The following is a 20,595-nucleotide window of genomic DNA, read 5'->3' as shown; positions in this document are numbered from 1 at the left end:
GCGTAAACCAGCGTCCACCGCAACCCGTCCAACGTCCGTGACGACGGCCGACGCCCTTCTGAGTAGGACGGGATGGCGATATATGTGCCCCTGATTTGGGGTTCTGTAAAAGCGAAACTTTGCCCGACGGGCCAATTTGTCGCATCTCTCACCGTCATTCCGGGGCTTGCGAAGCAAGAACCCGGAATCCATCGAGCGACAGCGCGTGCGGCCCGATGGATTCCGGGCTCGTGCTTCGCACGCCCCGGAATGACGAGGCACGTGCGTAGCGACATCCGGGACTCTTCGCAAAGCTACCCGGATGTCGCTGCGCTCATCCGGGCTACGGATCGCTCTACCGAGCCCGCAGTTCGTAGGGTGGACAAAGCGTAGCGTGCCCACCATTCAAGCCATCGAAGTGGATGGTGGGCACGGCGCAAGAGCGCCTTTGCCCACCCTACTTGGCACGCAGCGCCAAAATCTTCTCCGCGGCGCGCAGATGCGGCTTGTCGATCATCTTGCCGTCGATCTTGACGACGCCGGAGGCCGGATTGTCGTTGAAGGCTTTGACGATCTGCTCCGACCAGGCGATCTCTTCGTCCGTCGGCAGGAAGGCGGCGTTGACGACATCGACGTGCTTGGGATGGATCACCGCCTTCGCCAGGAACCCGTCCTGACGCGCGGCAATCGATTCTTCCCGCAGGGCATCGAGATCGTTGATATCAGTGGCGATGGTATCGATCGCGACGACGCCGGCAGCCGCGGCACTGATCAGGCAGAGGTCGCGTGCCAGCAAGAACGGCCCATGATATCGGCCCGCGGTCCGGTTGCGCGAGGCGCCAAGCGACGCCGCGAGATCCTCCGCGCCCCACATCATGCCCCACAGCCGCGGGCTCATTTTCTCGAAATCGAGCAGCTTGAGCACTGCGCGCGCCGTCTCCGTCGCCACCGTCACGATCCGGGTGGTTCCGTGTTCGATGTCAGCTGCAGCTTCAAACGCATCGAGATACAGGGCCAGTTTATTGACGTCGGCGGCGCCGGCACATTTCGGCAGCACGACACCGTCGGGCCGGCCCGGGATCACGGCCGCGAGATCGCCCAGCGTCATACCGGTGTCGAGCGCGTTGACGCGGATATAGATCTTCTGGCCCGGATTACGCGCATCGAGCATTTCGCGCACGGTCCGCCGTGCCCCGACCTTCTCGTCCGGCGCGATCGAATCCTCGAGATCGAGGATCAACGCATCGGCCGCGGTCTTCCCAGCGTTTTCGAACTTGCGCAGGCTATCCCCGGGAACAAACAGGAAGGATCGCATCAAATCACGCCTTTGGTTTGCAATGCATCAGGCCGGTGCGACGGCAGCTCGCGACCACCTCCCCGCGCTGATTGGTCATGGTGTGCTCGAACTCGACGATCCCCTGCGTCGGCCGAGACTTGCTGGCGCGCTTGGAGATGATCTTCGTATGGGATCTCAGCGTATCGCCGTGAAACACCGGTTTCGGGAATTTGACGTCGGTCATCCCCAGGTTGCCGACCGTCGTGCCCAGCGTCGTATCGTAGACGCTCATGCCGATCATGATGCCGAGCGTATAGAGGCTGTTGAACAGCCTCTGGCCGAATTCGGTGTTCTCGGAGAAATGCGCATCGATATGCAGCGGCTGCGGATTCATCGTCAGCAGGCTGAACATCGTATTGTCCATCTCGGTGACGGTCCGGCTGAACTCATGATGGAATTCCCGGCCGACTTCGAACTCCTCGAAATACAATCCGGCCATCAGCGCCCCTTGTAGTTTGGCGTCCGTTTCTCGACGAACGCGTTCAACCCTTCCTGACAATCTTCCGTCGTTGCCACAAGCGCAAAGCTCTCGGCCGTGTTCTCGACCGAACGACGGAAATCGGAATCGACCGCGCGCATGAAGGCATCGCGGCCGATCTTCATCACGATCGGCGACTTGGCGGCGAGCTTCCGCGCAATATCCCGGGCGCGGTCGAGCGCGGTCCCCTTCGGCACCACTTCACTCAAAAGACCCATACGGAATGCAGTCGCGGCATCAAAGGGCTCGCCCAGAAACAGCGGGCCAAACGCCTGGTGCTTTCCGACCAGCCGCGGCAGCTGCACGAAGTGGATCGCCGGGATCAATCCGACATCGATCTCCGGATAGCCGAAGGTCGAGGCATCGCCGGCGATGATCATGTCGCAGGAGATCGCAATCGTCATGCCGCCGGCCCGCACCGCGCCGTCGACCGCGGCAATGGTCGGTTTGCCCATCCGATACTGGGTGTCGTTCAGCGCGAAATACAGCCGCTCGAGGAATTTCTTGGTTTCGATCCCGGGCTTGCCCCTGACGATGTCGAGATCGAGCCCGGCACAAAACACCTTGTGCAGGCTGCCGATGATGACTGATGATACCGACGGATCGTCCTTTGCTTTCTGCAGCGCTGCCAGCAACGCATCGATGAGCGGCATGCTCAGCGCGTTGACTGGCGGCCGGTCCAGCATGATCTCCGCGATCTTGTCCGAGACGGTGTAGCGAACGAGTTCAGCGCTCATGATGCCGCTTCCTTATTGTCTGGCCTGACGCACCGCGCCGGCCGCGATCAAATCATCGATAGTGCTGCGATCGAGTCCGGCCTCGGTCAGGACCGCAACGCTATCCTGTCCGATATCCGGCGCGTGGCAAAGTGCGTCTTCGGAAAGGCTGGCAATACCCGGCGTGCGCGGCGTGTAGACCGGGCCGACGCCGGGGGTATCCTGGCACACCGACGCGTTGGTCGCTTCGACGTGAGGATTGCGCAGCCACTCCCCGGGATTGAGGATGCGTTCGGCAATGATATCGGCCGCATGCAGCCGCGACAGCCAGACGTCAGTCGGTCGCGCCAGGAAAACCTCGCGCAGCTGCGACATCAGCGTGTCGGCCGCGTCGGCCCGGCTGGCGAAGTCCGCAAAGCGCGGATCGCCGGCGAGATCGTCGCGCTCGATGGCGGCACACAGGCGCTTGTATTGCGGCTCGTTCACCAGCGTCACCATCATCCAGCCATCGCTGGTCTGATAGGAACCTGCCGGCACGTTAAGCGCCCGCGGCGCACCGCCCTCCAGAATATGCTCGGCGACCTTGTGGCCGAGCAGCGCCGCCGTCGATTGGCAGAGATTGACGTCGATCCAGCGGCCGGTGCCGGTGGTCGCGCGCGCGAACAGCGTGGTTGATATCGCCTGGAAGGCGTAGACGCCGGTTACGACGTCAGAGACTGTGGTGCCCACCCGGTGCGGGGTCTTGTCGTTGCCGACATTGATCGACACCAGGCCGGAAAACGCCTGCGCAACGGAATCCGAGCCGGGCCGTTTTGAGTAAGGTCCGCTCTGTCCGAATGCGCTCACCGAGAGATAGATCAGGCCGGGATTGTCACGCGACAGCTCCTCGTAGCCAATTCCAAGCCGGGCGGCGACACCGGGGCGAAACCCTTCGATCAGGACGTCGCAGTCTTTGGCCAGTTTCCGGGCGATTGCGATCGCGTCCTTGTGCTTCAAATCGAGGCAGAGGCTGCGCTTGCCGCGGTTATAGACCGCCGACAGCGTCGTATGGTTTCCATAGGTCGTACCCAGGAAACGCGACCAATCCCCCTCCGGCGGCTCAACCTTGATGACGTCAGCACCGTAGACGCCGAGCAGCATCGCGCAATAGGGCGAGGCGATGCCCTGCCCGAAATCAAGCACACGCAGACCCCGGTACGGTGCCTCATGCGTCGGCGAAAGCGTACGTCTGACTGCCATTTGTTCTCCCGGACCGGATCAAGGTGTGTCTGCCGTCATCCTGAGGTGCGCGCTCTTGCGCGCCTCGAAGGATACGGCCCGTGGCCCATCCTTCGAGGCTCGCCCAGCGGTACAAGTGCACCGCAAGGCTCGCACCTCAGGATGACGTGTGCGCTTCCTGCTCGAGCCGATGCCTACAGCGCCAGATAGCGCTGACGAATGTTTTCGTTGGCTTTCAGCTCTTCGATACCGGATGTGTAGACGATCTGGCCCTTGTCGATAACCGTCGCGTGGCTCGCAAGGCCAAGGCAAAAATGCATGTTCTGCTCGGCGATCAACACCGTGGCGCCGGTGCCGCGAAGTTGTCGCAGCAATTCGCCGATCCTTTGCACGATGATCGGCGCCAGCCCCTCGCTCGGCTCGTCCAGCAGCAGCAGCGCCGGATTACCCATCAGGGTGCGTGCGATTGCCAGCATCTGCTGCTCGCCGCCCGAGAGACGTCCCGCGATCCGGTGCCGCAAGGGCTCCAGCAGCGGAAATACGTCGTAGATGCGCCGGATCGACCATTCGTCCTGGCCATCGGGGCCCTTCTTGGCGCCGATCTCCAGATTGTCTTCCACCGTATGCTCGGGGAAAATCTGGCGATCCTCAGGCACGAAGCCGAGACCGGCGCGGGCGATGTGATGCGGCTTCAGCCCGGATACGGTCCGGCCCCGCAGGGTGACCTTGCCGCGGCGCGCCGGCGCCAGGCCCATGATCGCCTTCATGGTGGTCGACTTGCCGGCGCCGTTGCGGCCGAGCAGCGCCATGGTCTCGCCCTGCCGCACCGACAGGCCGACGCCGAACAGGATCTGGCTGCTGCCGTAGAAAACGTCGAGGTCCTCGACCTGCACCACCGGCTGCGCGCTCATATCGCAGCCTCCGCGTGATGTTCGGTGCCGAGATAGGCCTCGATGACGGCCTCGTTGCGGCGAACCGCATCGGGCTTGCCGGTGGCGAGAATCCGGCCGTAGCACAGCACCACGATCTCGGGCGCGATCTTGAACACGATATCCATGTCGTGCTCGATGAAGACGACCGTGATCTTCTGTTTCTCCCAGAGCTCCCTGACCTTGTCGATCATGCGCCAGCGCTCTTCGGTGCCCATGCCGGCGGTGGGCTCGTCGAGCAGCAGGACCTTCGGATCGAGCACCAGCGCCAGCGCGATATCGAGCAGCTTCTGGTCGCCATGCGACAGCGTGGCCGCCGTCCGGTTACGCTTGCTGGCAAGCCCAAGTAATTCCATCGCGTGCTCGGCGCGGTCGCGGGTTTCAGCCAGCGGAAATCTTCGATGCATAACACCGGCGCGGCGCTGATCGGCGCCGACGGCCGCCAGCATCGTTTCCTGCACCGTGAGCGAGGGAAAAATACTTGCGACCTGGAACGCCCGGCCGATGCCATGACGCACGATCTCGGGCGGCGAGCGCCCGGCCAGATCAACGCCATTGAGCAGGATCTGACCGGAATCCGGCTTCAGCGCCCCGGTGATCAGGTTAAAGAATGTGCTCTTGCCGGCACCATTGGGGCCGATGACAGCGGTCAACGAACCGTCAGCAAAGTCCAGCGTCACGTTGTCGGTCGCCTTGACGCCGCCGAAAGATTTCGAGAGTGCGCGAATTTCCAGCATGGCTAGCCATTCGCCTCCCGAAGTCCGCCATAGGTGCTCCACGATGTCCCGGCCAACCAGCCGCAATCGACCGGCAAATTGGCGCCCGTGATCGCGGACGCGGCATCGGAGGCAAGAAAGGCGACCACACGGCCGATTTCAGAAGGATCGACCAGACGGCGCAGCGCGGCATTGGCTGTCAGCGCGGAGACATCCCGCTCGCCTTTATCAATGGCGTTCTTCAGCGCCGGCGTCAGCGTATAGCCCGGAGATACGGCATTCACCCGCACGCCGGCGGGGCCCCACTCCGCGGCGAGGCATTCAGTGATCGCAATCACGGCCGCCTTGGCCGGGGCGTAAGCGTGCAACGGCATCGAGCGCATGCCGGCGATCGAGGCGATATTGACGATGCTGCCGCGCTTGCGCGCGATCATGCGCCGGGCAAAGGCGAGACAGGCGACATAGGTACCGCGCTGGTCGACACGAACGACGTCGTCCCAGGCCGACATCGGCAAATCGTGCGGCCGCACCGGCACCTGGATGATCCCGGCACTGTTGACGAGCACATCGACCGGCCCGCATTCGCGTTCAATGGCTTCCGCGCAGGCCTCGACGCTGGTCTCGTCCCCGACATCGGCGACGTAGGCCTTGCCGCCAAATTCCGCGGCGACATCCCCTGCCTTCGCCAAATCGCGATCGACGACCATCACGAGATCGCCGCTTGCGGCCAACTCCCGCGCGCAAGCTGCGCCAATCCCGCTGGCACCTCCCGTTACCACGCTGACCCGCGCCTTTGCCGCCGGGCTCATGATGCGCGCTCCCCGGAACGCTCGCGGCGCTGCGCGTACCATTCGATCACGAAATCCATCAGGCCTTTCCGCAGGCCGATGGCGAAGAACAGGATCACGATGCCGAGAACGATGCCGTGATACTCGGTCACACGGGTGACGGTATCGTTGAGGATCAGGAACAGCGCGGTGCCGACCATCGGCCCCAGGAATGTGGTCACGCCGCCGAGCATGTTGATGAAGATGCCCTCGCCCGAAATCGTCCAATAGGCAAACTCCGGATAAGCGCCGGAGACGAACAGCGCCATGATGATGCCGCCGGTCGAGGCGAACAGTGCCGCGAGCACGAAGATCGTCAGTTTGGCGCGCCAGACGTCGATGCCGATGAAGCTCGCCCGCGTGGCGTTGTCGCGGATCATGCGCAGCGTGTAGCCGAACGGCGACTGCGCGATCTGGTGCATCAGAAACAGCCCGATCACCAGCAGCGCGCAGCTGACAATGTACAGATGCAGATGGTTCGATAGATCAATGCCCAGGAATGGCGGCCGTGGAATGCCGCCGCGCAATCCCTGATCACCGCCGGTCAGCGACACCCAGGACAGGATGGTCGAATGGATCAGCATCTGGAATGCCAGTGTCACAAAGGCGAAATAGATTTCCTTCAGCCGTACGCAAATGGCGCCAATGACGAGCGCGACGACAAACGTGATCGCAAGCGTTGCGACGAACGCCACCGGCACGGCAACACCGGTCTTCTGCATCATGAGGCCAAAACCGTAGGCGCCGAGGCCAAAGAACATGCCGTGGCCAAACGACGTCAGGCCGGTGTAGCCGACCAGAAGGTTGAGCGACGTCGCGAACAGCCCATAGGCCGCGCAGCGGATCACGAAGTCGAGCAGGAATTTACTGCTGGTGAGCATCGGCAGCAGGGCAAGCACGACAAAGACCGCAAGCGCAATCAGCGCATCCCGGTTGGGGCGCGGCTTGGCCTGGGTAAGAGAGTTGTCGAGCACCTTGCTCGCCTGTTCGGCCTGCAATTCGGTCACGCGACCTCCTTGCCGAACAGGCCGGTCGGGCGGGAGACCAGCACGATCACCATGAACAGGTACATCAGGCCTTCCGTAAACAGGGGAAAGCCGAGCGAACCGAACGAGCGAATCATGCCGATCAGGAGCGCGCCGATCAGCGCGCCCAGGATCGAGCCCATGCCGCCGATCACGGTGACGATGAAGGATTCGATCAGCACCGAAAATCCCATCCCCGGTGTCAGTGACCGCACGGGTGCCGCGAGCGCGCCGGCCAATCCCGCCAGCATGCCGCCGAGCGCGAACACACCGCCATAGATCAGGCCGGTGTTGATGCCGAGCGCGGACACCATGCCCGGATTATGCGCCGCGGCCCGGATCACCTTGCCGATCCGGGTGCGCGAAAGACCGAGGCCGAGAATGATCGCGGCCAGCAGCGCGACGCTGATCAGCAGCAAATAATAGGGCGGCACCACGCCGCCGGCGATAAACAGCGGCGGCACCTGGAACGCCGCCGGCATGCCCATCGACTTGAATTCCGGTCCCCAGATCATCCGTACGACATCGTCAAATATCAGCACGAAGGCGTAGCAGACGAGGACCTGCATCAACACGTCGCGGCCGTAGACCCGGCTCATGAAGACGCGCTCGAAGATCAAGCCCAGCAGCGCGGTGCCGGCCGCACCGCACAGCATCGCCAGCGCAAAACTGCCTGACAGCTGATAGGCCGTCATCGCGAAATAGGCGCCGAACATATAGAAAGCGCCGTGGCTGAAATTCACCACCTTGAGCACGCCGAAAATCAGCGTCAGCCCGACGGCGACGAGAAACAGCAACATGCCGATGATGAAGCCGCTGGTGGTTTGCGTCACCAGACAGGCGGAGCTGGCGAGACAGCCGGTGAGTGTATCGAGATCCAAGGGAAATATCCGTTACGGCGTGCCGGAAGATCGGCGCGCGAAAGAACCATGGGGCGGTGAACGGAGGCGGCCTGCGCCGCCTCCGTTTCGCAGGTAGATCAGGTGTAGCCCTTGCTCTTCTTCCACTCGGCTTCGAGTTCGAGAATGGTCTTCCAGTCGCCCGGCTTGACCTCCGGCACGTAAGGCTCTTGCGGAATCGTCGTGCCCCACCCGATTGCATAGCCGATCAGGGTCTGGTCCTCGGCCCGCATCGTCACGGTGCCGTCGGCGCCGAACGGCGACTTGATCTTGAGGCCACGCAATGCCTCCGCAATCTTCTTGCCGTCGGCGGAATTCGCCTTCTTCGAGGCCTCGGCGAGCAACATGATCGCGGTTGCGTTCTCCCACGACCAGTTGGTCGGGTACTCGTTGTATTTCGCCTTGTAGGCATCGCCCCAGGCCGCGTTCTCCGCGGTTGCAGGATAGGTCTTGATGTAGCGGTTGCCGGAATGAATGCCCTTCGGCAAATTCTTCACCACCGTGAGCGCGGTGTAGTCGGCCATGTTGACCGCAAACACCTCCATCTGGGTGAACAGCGCGTAGATATTGGCCTGATCGATGTAGGAGGTCAGGTCGCCGCCCCACAGGCAGGAATACAGCGCCTGCGGCTTGGCCTGCAGGATTTTTGTCACCACCTCGGTGTAATCAGGCTGGAACAGCTTTGGCCAGGACTCGCTGATAATCTCGACGTCAGGCGCAAAGCGCTTCAGATACAGCGTGAACTCGCCCGTGGTGTCGCGGCCATAGGCGTAATCGGGCGCGCAGGTGGCCCATTTCTTCAGGCCCTTCGCCTTCGAGATCGCCGCCGCGTAGCTGCCGCCGACGATCGAGTCATGCACGCCCTGGCGCGCGGTGCGGAACGCGTTGGGAATGTGCTGCTTGGGATCGGCGGTCAGCGCCGAGGTTTCCGAATTGGTGTGAATGCAGAGCACGCCGAGATCGCGTGCGACTTCGTGCACGGCGAAGGCTCCGGATGAGGCCTCGGCATCGATCAGGAGTTCGCAGCCATCGGTGTTGACCAGTTCGCGCGCCACGCGGGCGGCTTCCTGCGGCTGCCCCTTGGAATCGCGGATCACCATCTCGATCTGCCGTCCGGCCAGACCGCCGGCGGCGTTGACCTTCTCGACTTCCAGCATCACGCCGTTGCGCGATGACGTTCCGAGTTGCGCCACGCGGCCGGAGAGAATGGTCGGCATGCCGACCTTGATGGTCTTGGCCTGCGCCCGCGCCACCCACGGTGTCGCGAAAGTCACGGCACCGGCGCCCATCAGCGCCAGCGTTGAACGGCGGCTGATGCCCGGTTTGCGGGTTCTCGTCATTATTCCCTCCCTCTCGGGTTTGCGTTCCCAGTTTCCTGCCCAAATCCCAGCCGGGGATCGTGTTGCCCCCGTCCTCACAAGATTTCAGAGCAAAGGGGGTGACGTCAAGCCAAATATGAATTACGAGTCATAATTCATCTAACGGGAGATCGGGCCGGAATCCGGCCTTTTGAGCCGAGAAATGATCAACCTTTCGAGCTTCATCGCGTTTCACGCCAGGCGGACGCCGGGCCGCTGTGCGCTGAAATACCGCGGCGAGGAGATCTGCTACGCCGACTTCCACCGCCGCATCGGCCACGTGGGCGGTTGGCTCGCCTCGCGCGGGATCGGTGCCGGCGATGTCGTCGCGGTGCTGATGAAGAACAGCACCGCGTTTCTCGAACTGGTATTTGCGACCAGCCACATCGGCGCGGTGTTTCTGCCGATCAACTATCGGCTGTCGGCCGACGAGGTCGGTTACATCGTTGGCAATTCCGGCGCGCGCATTCTGATTGCGGACGAAGAACTGGCAGGCATCGCAGCAGGTAACGTTCCCGTGGTGCTGCTCGAAGGGGCCGCGCAATCCGCCATCTCGCGGCTCGCACCTGACGTCGCCCCCGCCCCGATGCATCCAAGACAACCGCGCGACCTGATGCGGCTGATGTACACGTCGGGCACCACCGACCGCCCCAAGGGCGTGATGCTCACCTATGAGAACATCTATTGGAAGTCGACCGACCAGACGCTGGCGCTGGGACTGAACGCGGAGACGCGGTTGCTGGTGGTCGGCCCGCTCTACCATGTCGGCGCGCTCGATCTGCCGGGTATAGCCGTGCTGTGGCACGGCGGCATGCTGTCCATCCACCGCAACTTCGAACCCGAGCAGGCGCTGGCGGCGATCGAAGCCGAGAAACTGAACGCAGCCTGGTTCGCGCCCGTGATGACCACGGCGATTCTGACCTGCCCGACCCGCGACAGCTTTGACGTCTCCAGCCTGCGCTGGGCGATCGGCGGCGGCGAAAAGACACCGGAAGCGCGCATCCGCAGCTTCTCCGAATATTTTGCGAACGCCCGCTACATCGACGCCTATGGCCTGACGGAAACCTGCGGCGGCGACACTTTCATGGAAGCCGGCCGTGAGATCGAAAAGATCGGCTCGACCGGCCGCGCCATCGCGCATGTCGAGATTGAGATCCGCGACGATGCCGGCGATCGCCTGCCACCCGGCGAAAACGGCGAAATCTGCCTGCGCGGACCGAAGGTCACGCAAGGCTACTGGAAAGATCCCGAGAAAACAGCAGCCGCTTTCTTCGGCGATTGGTTCCGCACCGGCGACGTCGGCTATCTCGATGAAGACGGCTTCCTCTATCTCACCGACCGCAAGAAGGACATGATCATCTCCGGTGGAGAGAATATCGCGTCGTCCGAAGTCGAACGCGTGATCTATGAATTGCCGCAGGTGCGCGAATGCGCCGTCATCGGCATGCCGGACGCTCGCTGGGGCGAGAAGCCTGTTGCGATCGTGGTGCTGGGAGAAGGCGCCGCGCTGGAGCTGCCTGCTTTGACCGATCATTGCCGCGCGCGGCTCGCCGGCTTCAAGGTGCCGAAGCAACTGATCATCCGCGAAAGCCTGCCGCGTAACCCGTCCGGCAAGGTGCTCAAGCGCGTGCTGCGCGCCGAACTGGAGGCTTCATGACGCAGGCAACGCGAGCCAATTCCGGCAAGGTCACAAAACTCAACCGCGTCGAGCGCAACGCCTGGACCAAGCGCAAGATATTCGATGCCGCGACCAAGATCGTCGGCAAATACGGCTATGCCGAAGCCTCCGTCGCCCGCATCACCGAGGAAGCCGGCGTCGCGCAGGGCACGTTCTACAATCATTTCGAAAACCGCCAGGAACTGCTGGATCAATTGCTGCCGAAAATCGGCATCGACATGGTCCGCTTCATCCGTGCGCGCACCGGCACGGCGCAGACCGCGCAGCAGGAAGTCGAACGCTTCAGCGCCTTCTTCGACTTCATCCGCGAGGTGCCGGAATTCCTGCGCATCCTCAACGAGGCCGAGTTCTTTGCGCCGATCGGCTACCAGAAGCATTTTGACAATATCTCGACGGCCTATGTCCGTATCCTCAAGCGTGCGCGGCTTGCCGGCACGGTTGACAGCTATAGCGACGAGGAGTTCGAAGCGATCGTTCAAATATTGATGGGCGCGCGCGGCTATCTGAGCCGGCGGTATTCCTATTCGGATGGTGCGGTCACGGCCGTGCCCGACCATGTCATCTCCGCCTACCAGAAGCTGATGACGCGCGGGCTTTTCAATTCAGCCGGCAAAGGCAACGACCATGAGCGCTGAGGGTATCGTACTCGTCACCGGCGGAAGCCGCGGCATTGGCGCGGCGACCGCGACGCTTCTGGCCGAACACGGCCAGCGTGTTGTGATCACTGACATTGCGCCGGAACCACTGGCCGGCACCCGGACGATCCTGTGGCCTGCCCCTTTCGATGTCGCCAGCGAGAGCGCCGTCGTCAGCGGCATCGCCGATATCGAGACGGCCCACGGCCCGATCACCGGCCTCGTCAATGCCGCCGGCGTGTTCGGCAAGATGCATCCGGTCGAGCGGGTGCGGATGGATCAATGGGACCGCGAGGTCAACATCGATCTGCGGGGGACATTTCTGGTCGCCCGCAGCGTTGGTGTCAAAATGGCCGAGCGCCGGCGCGGCGCCATCGTCAATGTCGCATCGGTCGCGGGCATGACGTCAGGGCCGATCCACGCCTACACCGCCGCCAAAGCCGGCGTCATTCAGATCACGCAGACGCTTGCCGCCGAATGGGGCCGCGCCGGCGTGCGCGTCAATGCCGTCTCTCCCGGCTTCACCCGCACCGCGGCGCTCGAAGCCGGCATTGCCTCCGGCGCGCTCAACAAGCGCCTGCTCGAAAACCCGACTGCGATGAACCGGCTGGTCGAGCCGATCGAGGTCGCGCAGGCGATTGCGTGGTTGCTGTCACCGATGAGCAGCGGTGTCACCGGCATCAACCTGCCGGTCGACGCCGGATATATCGCCGGCACCACCTGGGCCGCTTATGGCGGCCTGCGCGAAGCGCCTGGCACGTAACAAGGATACGAGCATGAATATCGAGATGCCCCGCAAGAAACTCGATCTCGCATCGGCCATCGCCGAAGGCGATATCCGCGTGCTGCTGATGGTGCTGGTCCACATGACCGGCGATGAACGCTGGCTGGAGCCACCGTACAAGCCGAGGCGCGACGTTCGCCTGATCCCCGACCCAGAGGCCGGCCTGCCCCGCGAAGTGCAGGACGAAATCCGCGCTGCTGTCGTGAAGCTGTTCGCCAATGGCGAGCCCAAGCCTGTGATATCAGACCCCGGCGACGAATTGATGCTGAAGATGATGCGCGCGACGCTCGGCGAAAACGTCACGCCGGAGTATGCGCCGCTGATGCGCGAGGAAATGGGCTTTATCCCCCGCGACATCAGCTGGACCAAACCTCCGGCCGACGACAAACTGGCGCAGCACCATGTGCTGATTGTCGGCGCCGGCGTCTGCGCAATCGCCCTTGGCGTCGCGCTGGGCCGCCTCGGCATTCCCTACACCATCGTCGAGAAGAACGCGGAACTCGGCGGTACCTGGTATGTCAATCGCTACCCCGGCTGCGGTGTCGATACGCCGAACCACTCCTACTCCTTCTCGTTCGGCACCCGTAATCCATGGACGCGCTACTTCGCCCAGCGCCAGGAACTGCTCGACTATCTCAAGAAGGTCGCGCTCGAATACGACATTCGACAGCACCTCCGCCTCAACACCGAACTGACGTCTGCGCGCTGGGATGAGAGCAAGCGGCGCTGGATTTCGACGCTCAAGACCGCAAATGGCGAAGAGATCTTTGAATCGACGACCCTTGTCAGCGCGATCGGTCAGCTCAACGACCCCTCGCCCGCGCATTTCAAGGGCGAAGAAAATTTCAAAGGGCAGACCCTGCATTCCGCATTGTGGTCGGACGACGTCAAGTTCGACGGCAAGCATGTCGCTGTCATCGGCACCGGCGCCACCGCGATGCAACTGGTACCGTCGATCGCGGGCCAGGTGGCATCGTTGACCGTCTATCAACGGACCGCGCAATGGGCACGACCGGTCGCGGGCTATTCCGACCCGATCAGCGACGGTGCGCAGTGGCTGCTCGCCCATCTGCCCTTCTATGTGCAGTGGTACCGCTTCAACATGTTCTGGCGCTACGGCGACGGCTTGCTGCCGTTCCTGCGCAAGGATCCGAACTGGCCGCATCCCGAGCGCGCCGTAAACAAGGGCAACGACCGCCACCGCGAGGAGTTGACGGATTTTATCCTGTCCGAACTCAAGGACCGTCCCGACCTGATCGAGAAATGCGTGCCGACTTATCCGCCCTACGGCAAGCGCATCCTGCTCGACAACAACTGGTTCAAGACGCTGACAAAACCGAGTGTCGAACTGGTCACCGACAGCATCGACCATTTCACAAGTGACTGTATTGTCGCGTCGGACGGCAAATCGCGGCCGGCCGACATCATCGTGATCTCGACCGGCTTCAAGGTCACCGAGATGGCAGCGCGCCTCAACATCACCGGGCGTGACGGCAAGGACCTCAGGCAGGCCTGGGCCAACGATAACCCGACCGCCTATCTCGGACTCACCGTGCCGGATTTTCCGAACTTCTTCGTCATGCTCGGCCCGAACTCCGGGCCCGCGCATGGCGGCAGTGTGATCTTTCAGTCGGAGTGCCAGAGCCGTTACATCAGTGCCTGCCTGGTCGAGATGATCGAGCGCGACATCGCCGCGATTGATGTCCGCCGGGACGCGCACGATCAGTACATCGAAAAAGTCGACGCCGAGCATGAGCAGTTGATCTGGTCTCATCCGGGCATGACGACTTACTACCGCAACAGCCAGGGTCGGGTGTTCTCGGCGATGCCATGGCGGTTCGTCGATTACTGGGCGATGACTCACGATCCGGATTTCAACCAGTATCGGCAGACCAAAGCATGAGTTCATCGCTTTAAAAAGCATGAGTTCATCGCTTTAAAATGGCGCTCAAGAGCGGAACCCTCTTCCATCCGGCGGGCGTATGCACGGGAACCCAAGTGCGATTTTTCTCAGCATAAACTTGACACCTGACGATATCTGCCGCAGCATTTCAAACGCTGCACCTGTCGGCGTAGCGGAGCCTTGGGCTCCCTCCTTCGCGGGAATAGCGACCGATCATGTGATCGACCTGCAAGCAGCGGATGCGGACGTAAGTCCGTAGGGCCCACTCTTGGAGAGGAGCATGACGCCACCGGCTAAGCCAGTGACCTTGCTCAACCGCAAGGTCTCGACGCAAATTGGGTGAACAGCAGCTGCTAGCCCCGTTGCGCCGCCTAAAAATTCAAACATATGCGCAAGATCGGAGCGCAAAGGCCAAGCGCTTTTCGATTTTGAAGATGCACTGGTGTCTACCAGATAATCCTTCGCCTATAACGAAGATGTAGGGCCCCGCGCTGCTTGAATGCACCGGGGCCCATTCGTTTGGCTCAATCCATTCCATTCGTTTGACTCAATCATAGTCTTCCAACGATCAAGCAGCATCCGCCGATTGCCTCCACCGTTCGGATCGGAAACAATTGCCCATCGGGACAGGGAACTGGCGATGACAAAGCCGCGCGTGCGGATCTACACCGACTACAAGAGCCCCTACGCGTTCGTCGCCAACAAGCGGCTGTTCGAACTCGAAGATGAATATGGCGTCGAGCTGGAATGGCTGCCCTATACGCTACGCGTCGCCGAGTTCATGGGCACCGTGGAAGAGCGTACACCGCATTTCTGGCGCAAGGTTCGCTACGCCTATATGGACGCGCGGCGCTATGCCAACGCCCAGGGTCTCACCATGAAGGGCCCGCGGCGCATCTATGATGCCTTCTATGCCAGCGCCGGCATGCTGTTCGCGCAGCGTCATGGACTGTTTCGTTCCTACCACGACACCGTGTTCCAGCGCTTCTGGAGCCATGATCTCGAGATCGACGAACTGTCGGATATTGCCGGCGTGATTGCATCGATTGGCGGTTCGGCCGAGGAATTCAAAGCCTACGTCCACGGTCCGGCTCGGGCCGAACATGACCGCATCATCGACGAGGCGGAGGAACTCGGCGTGTTCGGCGTACCGACCATGGTGTTCAACGGCGAACTGTTCTGGGGCGGCGACCGCATCGACCTGTTGATCGAGCGTATCCAGAACCCTGAATCGATTGCGACTGCGCTGGGCAGCCGACACCGGAAATGATCGCGCACGGTTTCCTGTTTTCAATCTGTTTACCAGGTTTGGCTAACCTGTCTGGTGGTAGAAACGCCGGAACCGGGGCATGTTCAGAGAAAGCCTCCCGATCGCTTACGATGCGCCTGCCGACCTGAAAAAGTGGCCCTCGCTCAGGAATGAGCGGGTCACCAGCAAGACGCCGTATCTCGTTTACAACGGAACATTGGCGGACTGCATCCGGCAATTGATGGCTAAGCCGATCAAGCAGATTTCGCTCTACGACATCGTCACCGAACGCCAGCCGGCATTCGACGGCAACGTACTTTCACCCGGTGACGCCGCCGAAATCGCGATGCGCAAGGATTTTCCGAAGGGTTAGTCCCGTCACCCTGAGGTGCGCGCTCTTGCGCGCCTCGAAGGGCGACGGCCCGACTATGGCCGATTCATCCTTCGAGGCTCGCCCAGCGGTGCAAGTGCACCGCAAGGCTCGCACCTCAGGATGACGGGTCAGCACCTATTACTCGGCTACGAGATGCTCCCAGCATCCGGTGCGCTCCAGTACCGGCCGCAACGCCGCGCGATCGCCCGCATCTAGAGCGGCGAATTTGTCGCGCAGCTGTTGCAGGCACTTCGCCTGATATTTGAACGGCGCCAGCGTATAAGGCAGGCCCCAGACGTTGATCTCCAGCCGATCGAGACCATTTTCAAAAGCTTTCGCGTTGGCGACGAGGAACGGCAAATAGAGTTCGCCTGCAATTCTCAACAGCGCCTCCGCCATTTCGCCGAGTGCCTGCGCGCGCGAATGCCATTCGCCCTCGACACCGGAAGCGTCGTCCAGACGCCGTACCCAATGATCGGTAAAGGGCGCCTTCTCGCGCATGATCCGCATCGGCGTCGGATCCGTCGCCATCTCGCTGAGCTGGCCGAACCAGGCGAAATCGGCAAGCGAGGGCCGGCTGCCGAACAGATAATTCGTCATGCCGACATGCGGCTCGAACGCCGCAAGCATCCGCAAGTAACTTTCTTCCAGCAGCGGCTTGTTCTCCGCGGTCGCACCGAGAATCACCATCCGTGAAATCTGCCGCTGGCGGAATTGCTCGATCTCCCCAGGGCTGCCGGTCGCAGCCTCCGACACCGACCACTCCTCGCCGGCCCAGCGCGAGACATACGCCTGATCCTCCGGATCCCACCATCGATACAGAAACAACGGCTTGACCGCCCATTCGTCGGCGAGATCTTCCAACAGGTCGCACACGAATGCGACCGCCTTGTCGTCGGGGATGACGGACCGTATCTGATGACGCCGCTCCAGGTCGTAAGCCAAAGTCGTGGTCTCACCACGAAACGAGCCGTCTGGATACTGCAGCACCGGGATCAGGTTTGGCCGCAGATGTTCGGTCGCTTTGCGCAGCGCCTTGGTCATGATGACCCAGTCGAAAGGTATCCGGCGATAACGCATCAGTGCGCGCAGCTTGATGGCGTAAGGCGACGCCGTCGATCCGATCAGCCGATAGCGGCCTTCAGTCATGGTAGTCCCTCGATCGTCCCAAGCTGAACGCCGGACACGCGATACTGACATCGAGGCGGATTTGCGCCAACCGGCGCATTCGGATTTCGCCCGTCAGCCCTGCAATAAACCGGCATGGCTTGCCTTGCGGCGCAGCGAGTTCTGCAGCTATCGTGCGCCTGAATGATCGGGCCCTGCCCGACCCAATAAATTCCGCCTAGTGGAGAAACGCCATGAATCCCCCCGTCAGTTCGCCTGCCATCAAGGTCGTGAGATCGGTTCGCGAGCAGGTCAGTGCGGAGGAATGGCAGGCACGAGTGGATCTGGCGGCCTGCTACCGCCTGACGTCGATGTACGGGATGACCGAGATGGTCGCCAACCACATCTCCTGCCGGGTGCCGGGGACTACGGACCAGTTCCTGATCAACGCATACGGCATGCTGTACGAAGAAATCGATGCTTCCAGCCTGATCAAGGTCGATGTCAACGGCAATACGCTGTTCAATGCATCCGACTATGACGTCAATGTCGCCGGCTTCGTCATTCACAGCGCCATTCACATGGCCAAGCACGACATGGATTGCGTGGCGCATACGCACACCCCGGCCGGCATGGCGGTCTCGGCAATGGAGTGCGGACTGCTTCCTCTGGCGCAGACTTCGATGCGCTTCCTCCACATCGCCTACCACGATTTCGAAGGCATCGCTGACGACGTCGACGAGCGCGCGCGGCTGGTGCGGGACCTTGGCGATCATGAAGCCATGATCCTGCGCAACCACGGCCTGCTTGTCGTCGGCCGGACCGTCCCGGCCGCATTCAACGTGCTGTTCCGGCTGGAGCGCGCCTGCCAGGTGCAGATCATGGCGTTATCCTGCAACACCAAGCTGATCTATCCGCCGCAAAACGTCCTCGAAGAAACCTACGACAAGATGCGGCCGCGGATCGACCGGCCCGCCCGGAATGGCGAGCTCGCCTGGCCCGCACTGCTGCGCAAGCTGGACCGCACCGATCCGTCCTATCGCAATTGAGGTTCCGTCCCGGCCGTTGACGCTTCGCACGAACTTTGGGCGGGCGTTGCCTGTAATTTGATCGCACATATCATCGCTAAATCGCCGATGCTGATCGCCGATGAGGCGATAGGTGCGTCCCGATGAAGACGTTCATACGAGTGGTTGAACTGTGGGTACCGGACCGGACCCGCACGCGCCTGGAATTCGGCGGCAGTCTTTGCAGTGAGGAGTATTCGGAGTTCAAGGCGGTCAGCGAAAATGCGCTGTTCGCCTTCGACGAAGGGTTGCCCGGCAAGGCCTGGGCCTCCGGCCATCCGGTCATCCTCACCAAATTTGCCAACTCCTACTTCAAACGCACCGACGAGGCGATCGAAGCCGGACTGACCTGTGGCGTGGCGCTGCCGGTGTTCGCCGGTGAATTCCTGATGGCGGTCATGGTGCTGTTCTGCGGCGACGACGAGAAGCACGTCGGCGCCATCGAACTCTGGCACAATGATGCCGACGTCAGCCATGAAATGGGGCTTGTCGACGGCTATTACGGCACGGCCGACATGTTCGAGTTCAACTCACGGCACACCAAGTTTCCGCGGGGCTTTGGCCTGCCCGGGCGGACCTGGAAAGCCGGCATGCCGCTGATCATCAAGGACCTGCACAATTCCAAGCGCTTCCTGCGCTGGGAAGAAGCTTCCGAAATCGGCATCAATTGCGGCGTCGGAATTCCCTACACGACGTCACCTGAAAAAACCTGGGTGATGACGTTCCTGTCAGCACAGGCCACCCCGATCGCCAAGCGTTTTGAAATCTGGGTACCCAATCCATCGCGATCGGCACTGGTCTTTCATTCCGGCGATTGCAGCAGGAATACCGAGCTTGAATCGATCTACGCGTCAAAGAGCATCGGCAAAGGCGAAGGGAGCATCGGTGGGGCCTGGGCAACGGGCATGCCGGCGATCAACGAGCATCTGAAGGTCGATGAGTCAGTGGCATCACAGGCAGCGCGTGCGGCCGGGATGAATCAGATCGTCGTGCTGCCGGTGATCGAGAGCGCCCAGCTCAAGGCCGTGCTCGCCTGGTATCTCTGAACGATCGGATCAACGCGCCATAGGCTGACGCAACGTCCCAAAGAAGTCCCGCACCTCGCGCACAAACAACTCAGGCTGCTCGAAGGCTGCGAAGTGACCGCCCTTCGGCAATTCGCGCCAGTGCCGGATATCGGTGTAGCTTCCTTCCATCCACCGCCGCACCGGTGTGACGATCTCCTTCGGAAACACGGCAACCCCGCTCGGGATCGTGACCTTGTGGGGCGTCCGGCGCTTCGGCCCAAAACTCTCCCAATAGAGGCGCGCCGATGAGGCCGCGGTCGCCGTCACCCAGTACAGCATGACATTGTCGAGCAGTTCGTCGCGGCCGAGAATGTTCTCGGGATGCCCGTCGCAATCGGTCCAGGCCCAGAATTTCTCGAGAATCCACGCCGCCTGGCCGCTCGGCGAATCCGTCAGCCCGTAGCCCAGGGTTTGCGGCCGGGTCGATTGCTGCTTGGAATAGCCGGAATCCCAGTCGGCATAGTATTTGATGCCCTGCAGCGCCCGCGCCTCCTCCGGCGTCGGCTGCCCGTCCACGTTGGGCCGCGCCGACATCGCCAGCGTGATGTGAATGCCGGCGCAATGTTCGCCATCCTGCGCGCCCAGCGCGGTCGTCACCGCCGAGCCCCAGTCGCCGCCTTGTGCGCCGTAACGCGTATAGCCAAGACGGTCCATCAGCACCGCCCAGGCGGAGGCAATGCGATCGACGCCCCAGCCCGTCACGGTGGGTTTGGCCGAAAAGCCGAAGCCGGGCAACGACGGACAGACGACGTGAAACGCGTCGCTGGCATTGCCGCCGTATGCGGTCGGGTTGGTGAGCGGCTCGATCACCTTGTGAAACTCGACCACGGAGCCCGGCCAGCCATGGGTGATGATCAGCGGCATCGCCTGCGGATGCGGCGAGCGGACATGCAGGAAGTGAATATCGAGGCCGTCGATTTCGGTCGTAAACTGCGTAAAGCGATTGAGGCGTGCCTCGCGGGCGCGCCAGTCATATTCGTCGGCCCAATACCGGCAAATCTCCTTGATCCATTTCAACGGCGCGCCCTGGCTCCAGTCGTCGACCAGTTCAGCCTCCGGCCAGCGCGTGTTCCGCAACCGTGACTTCAGATCGTCGAGCACATCGTCGCCGACCGAGATGCGATAGGGTTTGATTTCAGCGCTCATGGAGAATTCTCACAATGCCTGATGACAAGCTGCAATTGCATCCTGCCGACTTTATGTGCGTGACATTACGCTGACGCGTCAGCTTGATGCAAATTGACGGGCTGG

20 protein-coding genes are annotated in these 20,595 nt (G+C 61.9%); 8 read left to right on the top strand and 12 right to left on the bottom strand.

Annotated elements, in window-relative coordinates:
- Positions 1-436: 436 nt before the first annotated feature.
- From JQ629_RS20400 to JQ629_RS20355, 10 genes are all read right to left on the bottom strand, one after another.
- Complete coding sequence (locus JQ629_RS20400; RefSeq protein WP_212414184.1) at positions 437-1,294, bottom strand: HpcH/HpaI aldolase/citrate lyase family protein; 858 nt, start codon at positions 1,292-1,294, stop codon at positions 437-439.
- Positions 1,295-1,298: 4 nt separating this feature from the next.
- Positions 1,299-1,754 (bottom strand): MaoC family dehydratase, encoded by a 456-nt coding sequence (locus tag JQ629_RS20395; RefSeq protein WP_212414183.1) that lies wholly within the window; start codon positions 1,752-1,754, stop codon positions 1,299-1,301.
- Complete coding sequence (locus tag JQ629_RS20390) at positions 1,754-2,530, bottom strand: enoyl-CoA hydratase/isomerase family protein (RefSeq protein ID WP_212414182.1); 777 nt, start codon at positions 2,528-2,530, stop codon at positions 1,754-1,756. Before JQ629_RS20390 ends, JQ629_RS20395 begins: the two co-directional genes overlap by 1 nt.
- Before the next feature lie 12 nt (positions 2,531-2,542).
- The gene (locus JQ629_RS20385) at positions 2,543-3,748 is read right to left on the bottom strand and encodes a CaiB/BaiF CoA transferase family protein (protein WP_212414181.1); all 1,206 of its coding nucleotides are present in this window, start codon (positions 3,746-3,748) and stop codon (positions 2,543-2,545) included.
- A 173-nt stretch (positions 3,749-3,921) separates the two neighbouring features.
- Complete coding sequence (locus JQ629_RS20380) at positions 3,922-4,638, bottom strand: ABC transporter ATP-binding protein (RefSeq protein ID WP_211998685.1); 717 nt, start codon at positions 4,636-4,638, stop codon at positions 3,922-3,924.
- Positions 4,635-5,393, bottom strand: a complete 759-nt coding sequence (locus JQ629_RS20375) for an ABC transporter ATP-binding protein (RefSeq protein WP_192738686.1) — start codon at positions 5,391-5,393, stop codon at positions 4,635-4,637. The genes JQ629_RS20380 and JQ629_RS20375 overlap by 4 nt, the downstream gene beginning before the upstream one ends.
- Positions 5,394-5,395: 2 nt before the next feature.
- A complete protein-coding gene (locus tag JQ629_RS20370) occupies positions 5,396-6,181 on the bottom strand; it encodes an SDR family NAD(P)-dependent oxidoreductase (RefSeq protein WP_212414180.1) in 786 nt (261 codons plus the stop codon).
- The gene (locus JQ629_RS20365) at positions 6,178-7,206 is read right to left on the bottom strand and encodes a branched-chain amino acid ABC transporter permease (protein ID WP_502753196.1); all 1,029 of its coding nucleotides are present in this window, start codon (positions 7,204-7,206) and stop codon (positions 6,178-6,180) included. The genes JQ629_RS20370 and JQ629_RS20365 overlap by 4 nt, the downstream gene beginning before the upstream one ends.
- Complete coding sequence (locus JQ629_RS20360) at positions 7,203-8,105, bottom strand: branched-chain amino acid ABC transporter permease (protein ID WP_212414179.1); 903 nt, start codon at positions 8,103-8,105, stop codon at positions 7,203-7,205. Before JQ629_RS20360 ends, JQ629_RS20365 begins: the two co-directional genes overlap by 4 nt.
- Positions 8,106-8,203: 98 nt before the next feature.
- Positions 8,204-9,463: an ABC transporter substrate-binding protein gene (locus JQ629_RS20355; RefSeq protein ID WP_192738689.1), complete on the bottom strand. Its 1,260-nt coding sequence runs from the start codon at positions 9,461-9,463 to the stop codon at positions 8,204-8,206.
- A 181-nt stretch (positions 9,464-9,644) separates the two neighbouring features.
- On the opposite strand from JQ629_RS20355, the gene JQ629_RS20350 reads away from it, so the two are divergent.
- The 6 genes from JQ629_RS20350 to JQ629_RS20325 all read left to right on the top strand — a co-directional run bounded on the left by JQ629_RS20350 (position 9,645) and on the right by JQ629_RS20325 (position 16,103).
- Positions 9,645-11,138, top strand: coding sequence for an AMP-binding protein (locus JQ629_RS20350; RefSeq protein WP_212414178.1), 1,494 nt, complete (start codon positions 9,645-9,647; stop codon positions 11,136-11,138).
- Positions 11,135-11,794, top strand: coding sequence for a TetR/AcrR family transcriptional regulator (locus tag JQ629_RS20345; protein ID WP_212211181.1), 660 nt, complete (start codon positions 11,135-11,137; stop codon positions 11,792-11,794). The genes JQ629_RS20350 and JQ629_RS20345 overlap by 4 nt, the downstream gene beginning before the upstream one ends.
- A complete protein-coding gene (locus tag JQ629_RS20340) occupies positions 11,784-12,557 on the top strand; it encodes an SDR family NAD(P)-dependent oxidoreductase (protein WP_212414177.1) in 774 nt (257 codons plus the stop codon). Before JQ629_RS20345 ends, JQ629_RS20340 begins: the two co-directional genes overlap by 11 nt.
- 13 nt (positions 12,558-12,570) lie before the next feature.
- A complete protein-coding gene (locus JQ629_RS20335) occupies positions 12,571-14,481 on the top strand; it encodes a flavin-containing monooxygenase (protein ID WP_212414176.1) in 1,911 nt (636 codons plus the stop codon).
- Between the two features lie 640 nt (positions 14,482-15,121).
- The gene (locus JQ629_RS20330) at positions 15,122-15,751 is read left to right on the top strand and encodes a 2-hydroxychromene-2-carboxylate isomerase (RefSeq protein ID WP_212414175.1); all 630 of its coding nucleotides are present in this window, start codon (positions 15,122-15,124) and stop codon (positions 15,749-15,751) included.
- 79 nt (positions 15,752-15,830) lie between these two features.
- Positions 15,831-16,103: a hypothetical protein gene (locus JQ629_RS20325; protein WP_211998675.1), complete on the top strand. Its 273-nt coding sequence runs from the start codon at positions 15,831-15,833 to the stop codon at positions 16,101-16,103.
- A 138-nt stretch (positions 16,104-16,241) separates the two neighbouring features.
- Here the strand turns inward: JQ629_RS20325 and JQ629_RS20320 are convergent, their stop codons facing one another.
- Positions 16,242-17,252 (bottom strand): glutathione S-transferase N-terminal domain-containing protein, encoded by a 1,011-nt coding sequence (locus JQ629_RS20320; RefSeq protein WP_212414174.1) that lies wholly within the window; start codon positions 17,250-17,252, stop codon positions 16,242-16,244.
- A 212-nt stretch (positions 17,253-17,464) separates the two neighbouring features.
- Here JQ629_RS20320 and JQ629_RS20315 point away from each other — a divergent pair, with 212 nt between their 5' ends.
- Complete coding sequence (locus JQ629_RS20315; RefSeq protein ID WP_212414173.1) at positions 17,465-18,259, top strand: class II aldolase/adducin family protein; 795 nt, start codon at positions 17,465-17,467, stop codon at positions 18,257-18,259.
- 122 nt (positions 18,260-18,381) lie between these two features.
- Positions 18,382-19,323: a GAF domain-containing protein gene (locus tag JQ629_RS20310; protein ID WP_212414172.1), complete on the top strand. Its 942-nt coding sequence runs from the start codon at positions 18,382-18,384 to the stop codon at positions 19,321-19,323.
- 9 nt (positions 19,324-19,332) lie between these two features.
- Here JQ629_RS20310 and JQ629_RS20305 read toward each other — a convergent pair whose 3' ends face one another.
- Positions 19,333-20,490 (bottom strand): epoxide hydrolase family protein, encoded by a 1,158-nt coding sequence (locus JQ629_RS20305; protein ID WP_212414171.1) that lies wholly within the window; start codon positions 20,488-20,490, stop codon positions 19,333-19,335.
- Positions 20,491-20,595: the final 105 nt, after the last annotated feature.

The organism is Bradyrhizobium sp. AUGA SZCCT0222, assembly GCF_018130205.1.
In the GTDB taxonomy this organism is placed as follows: Bacteria; Pseudomonadota; Alphaproteobacteria; order Rhizobiales; family Xanthobacteraceae; genus Bradyrhizobium.
Note: the sequence above shows the minus strand (reverse complement) of the source record. Positions and strands in the feature narration are given on the sequence as shown.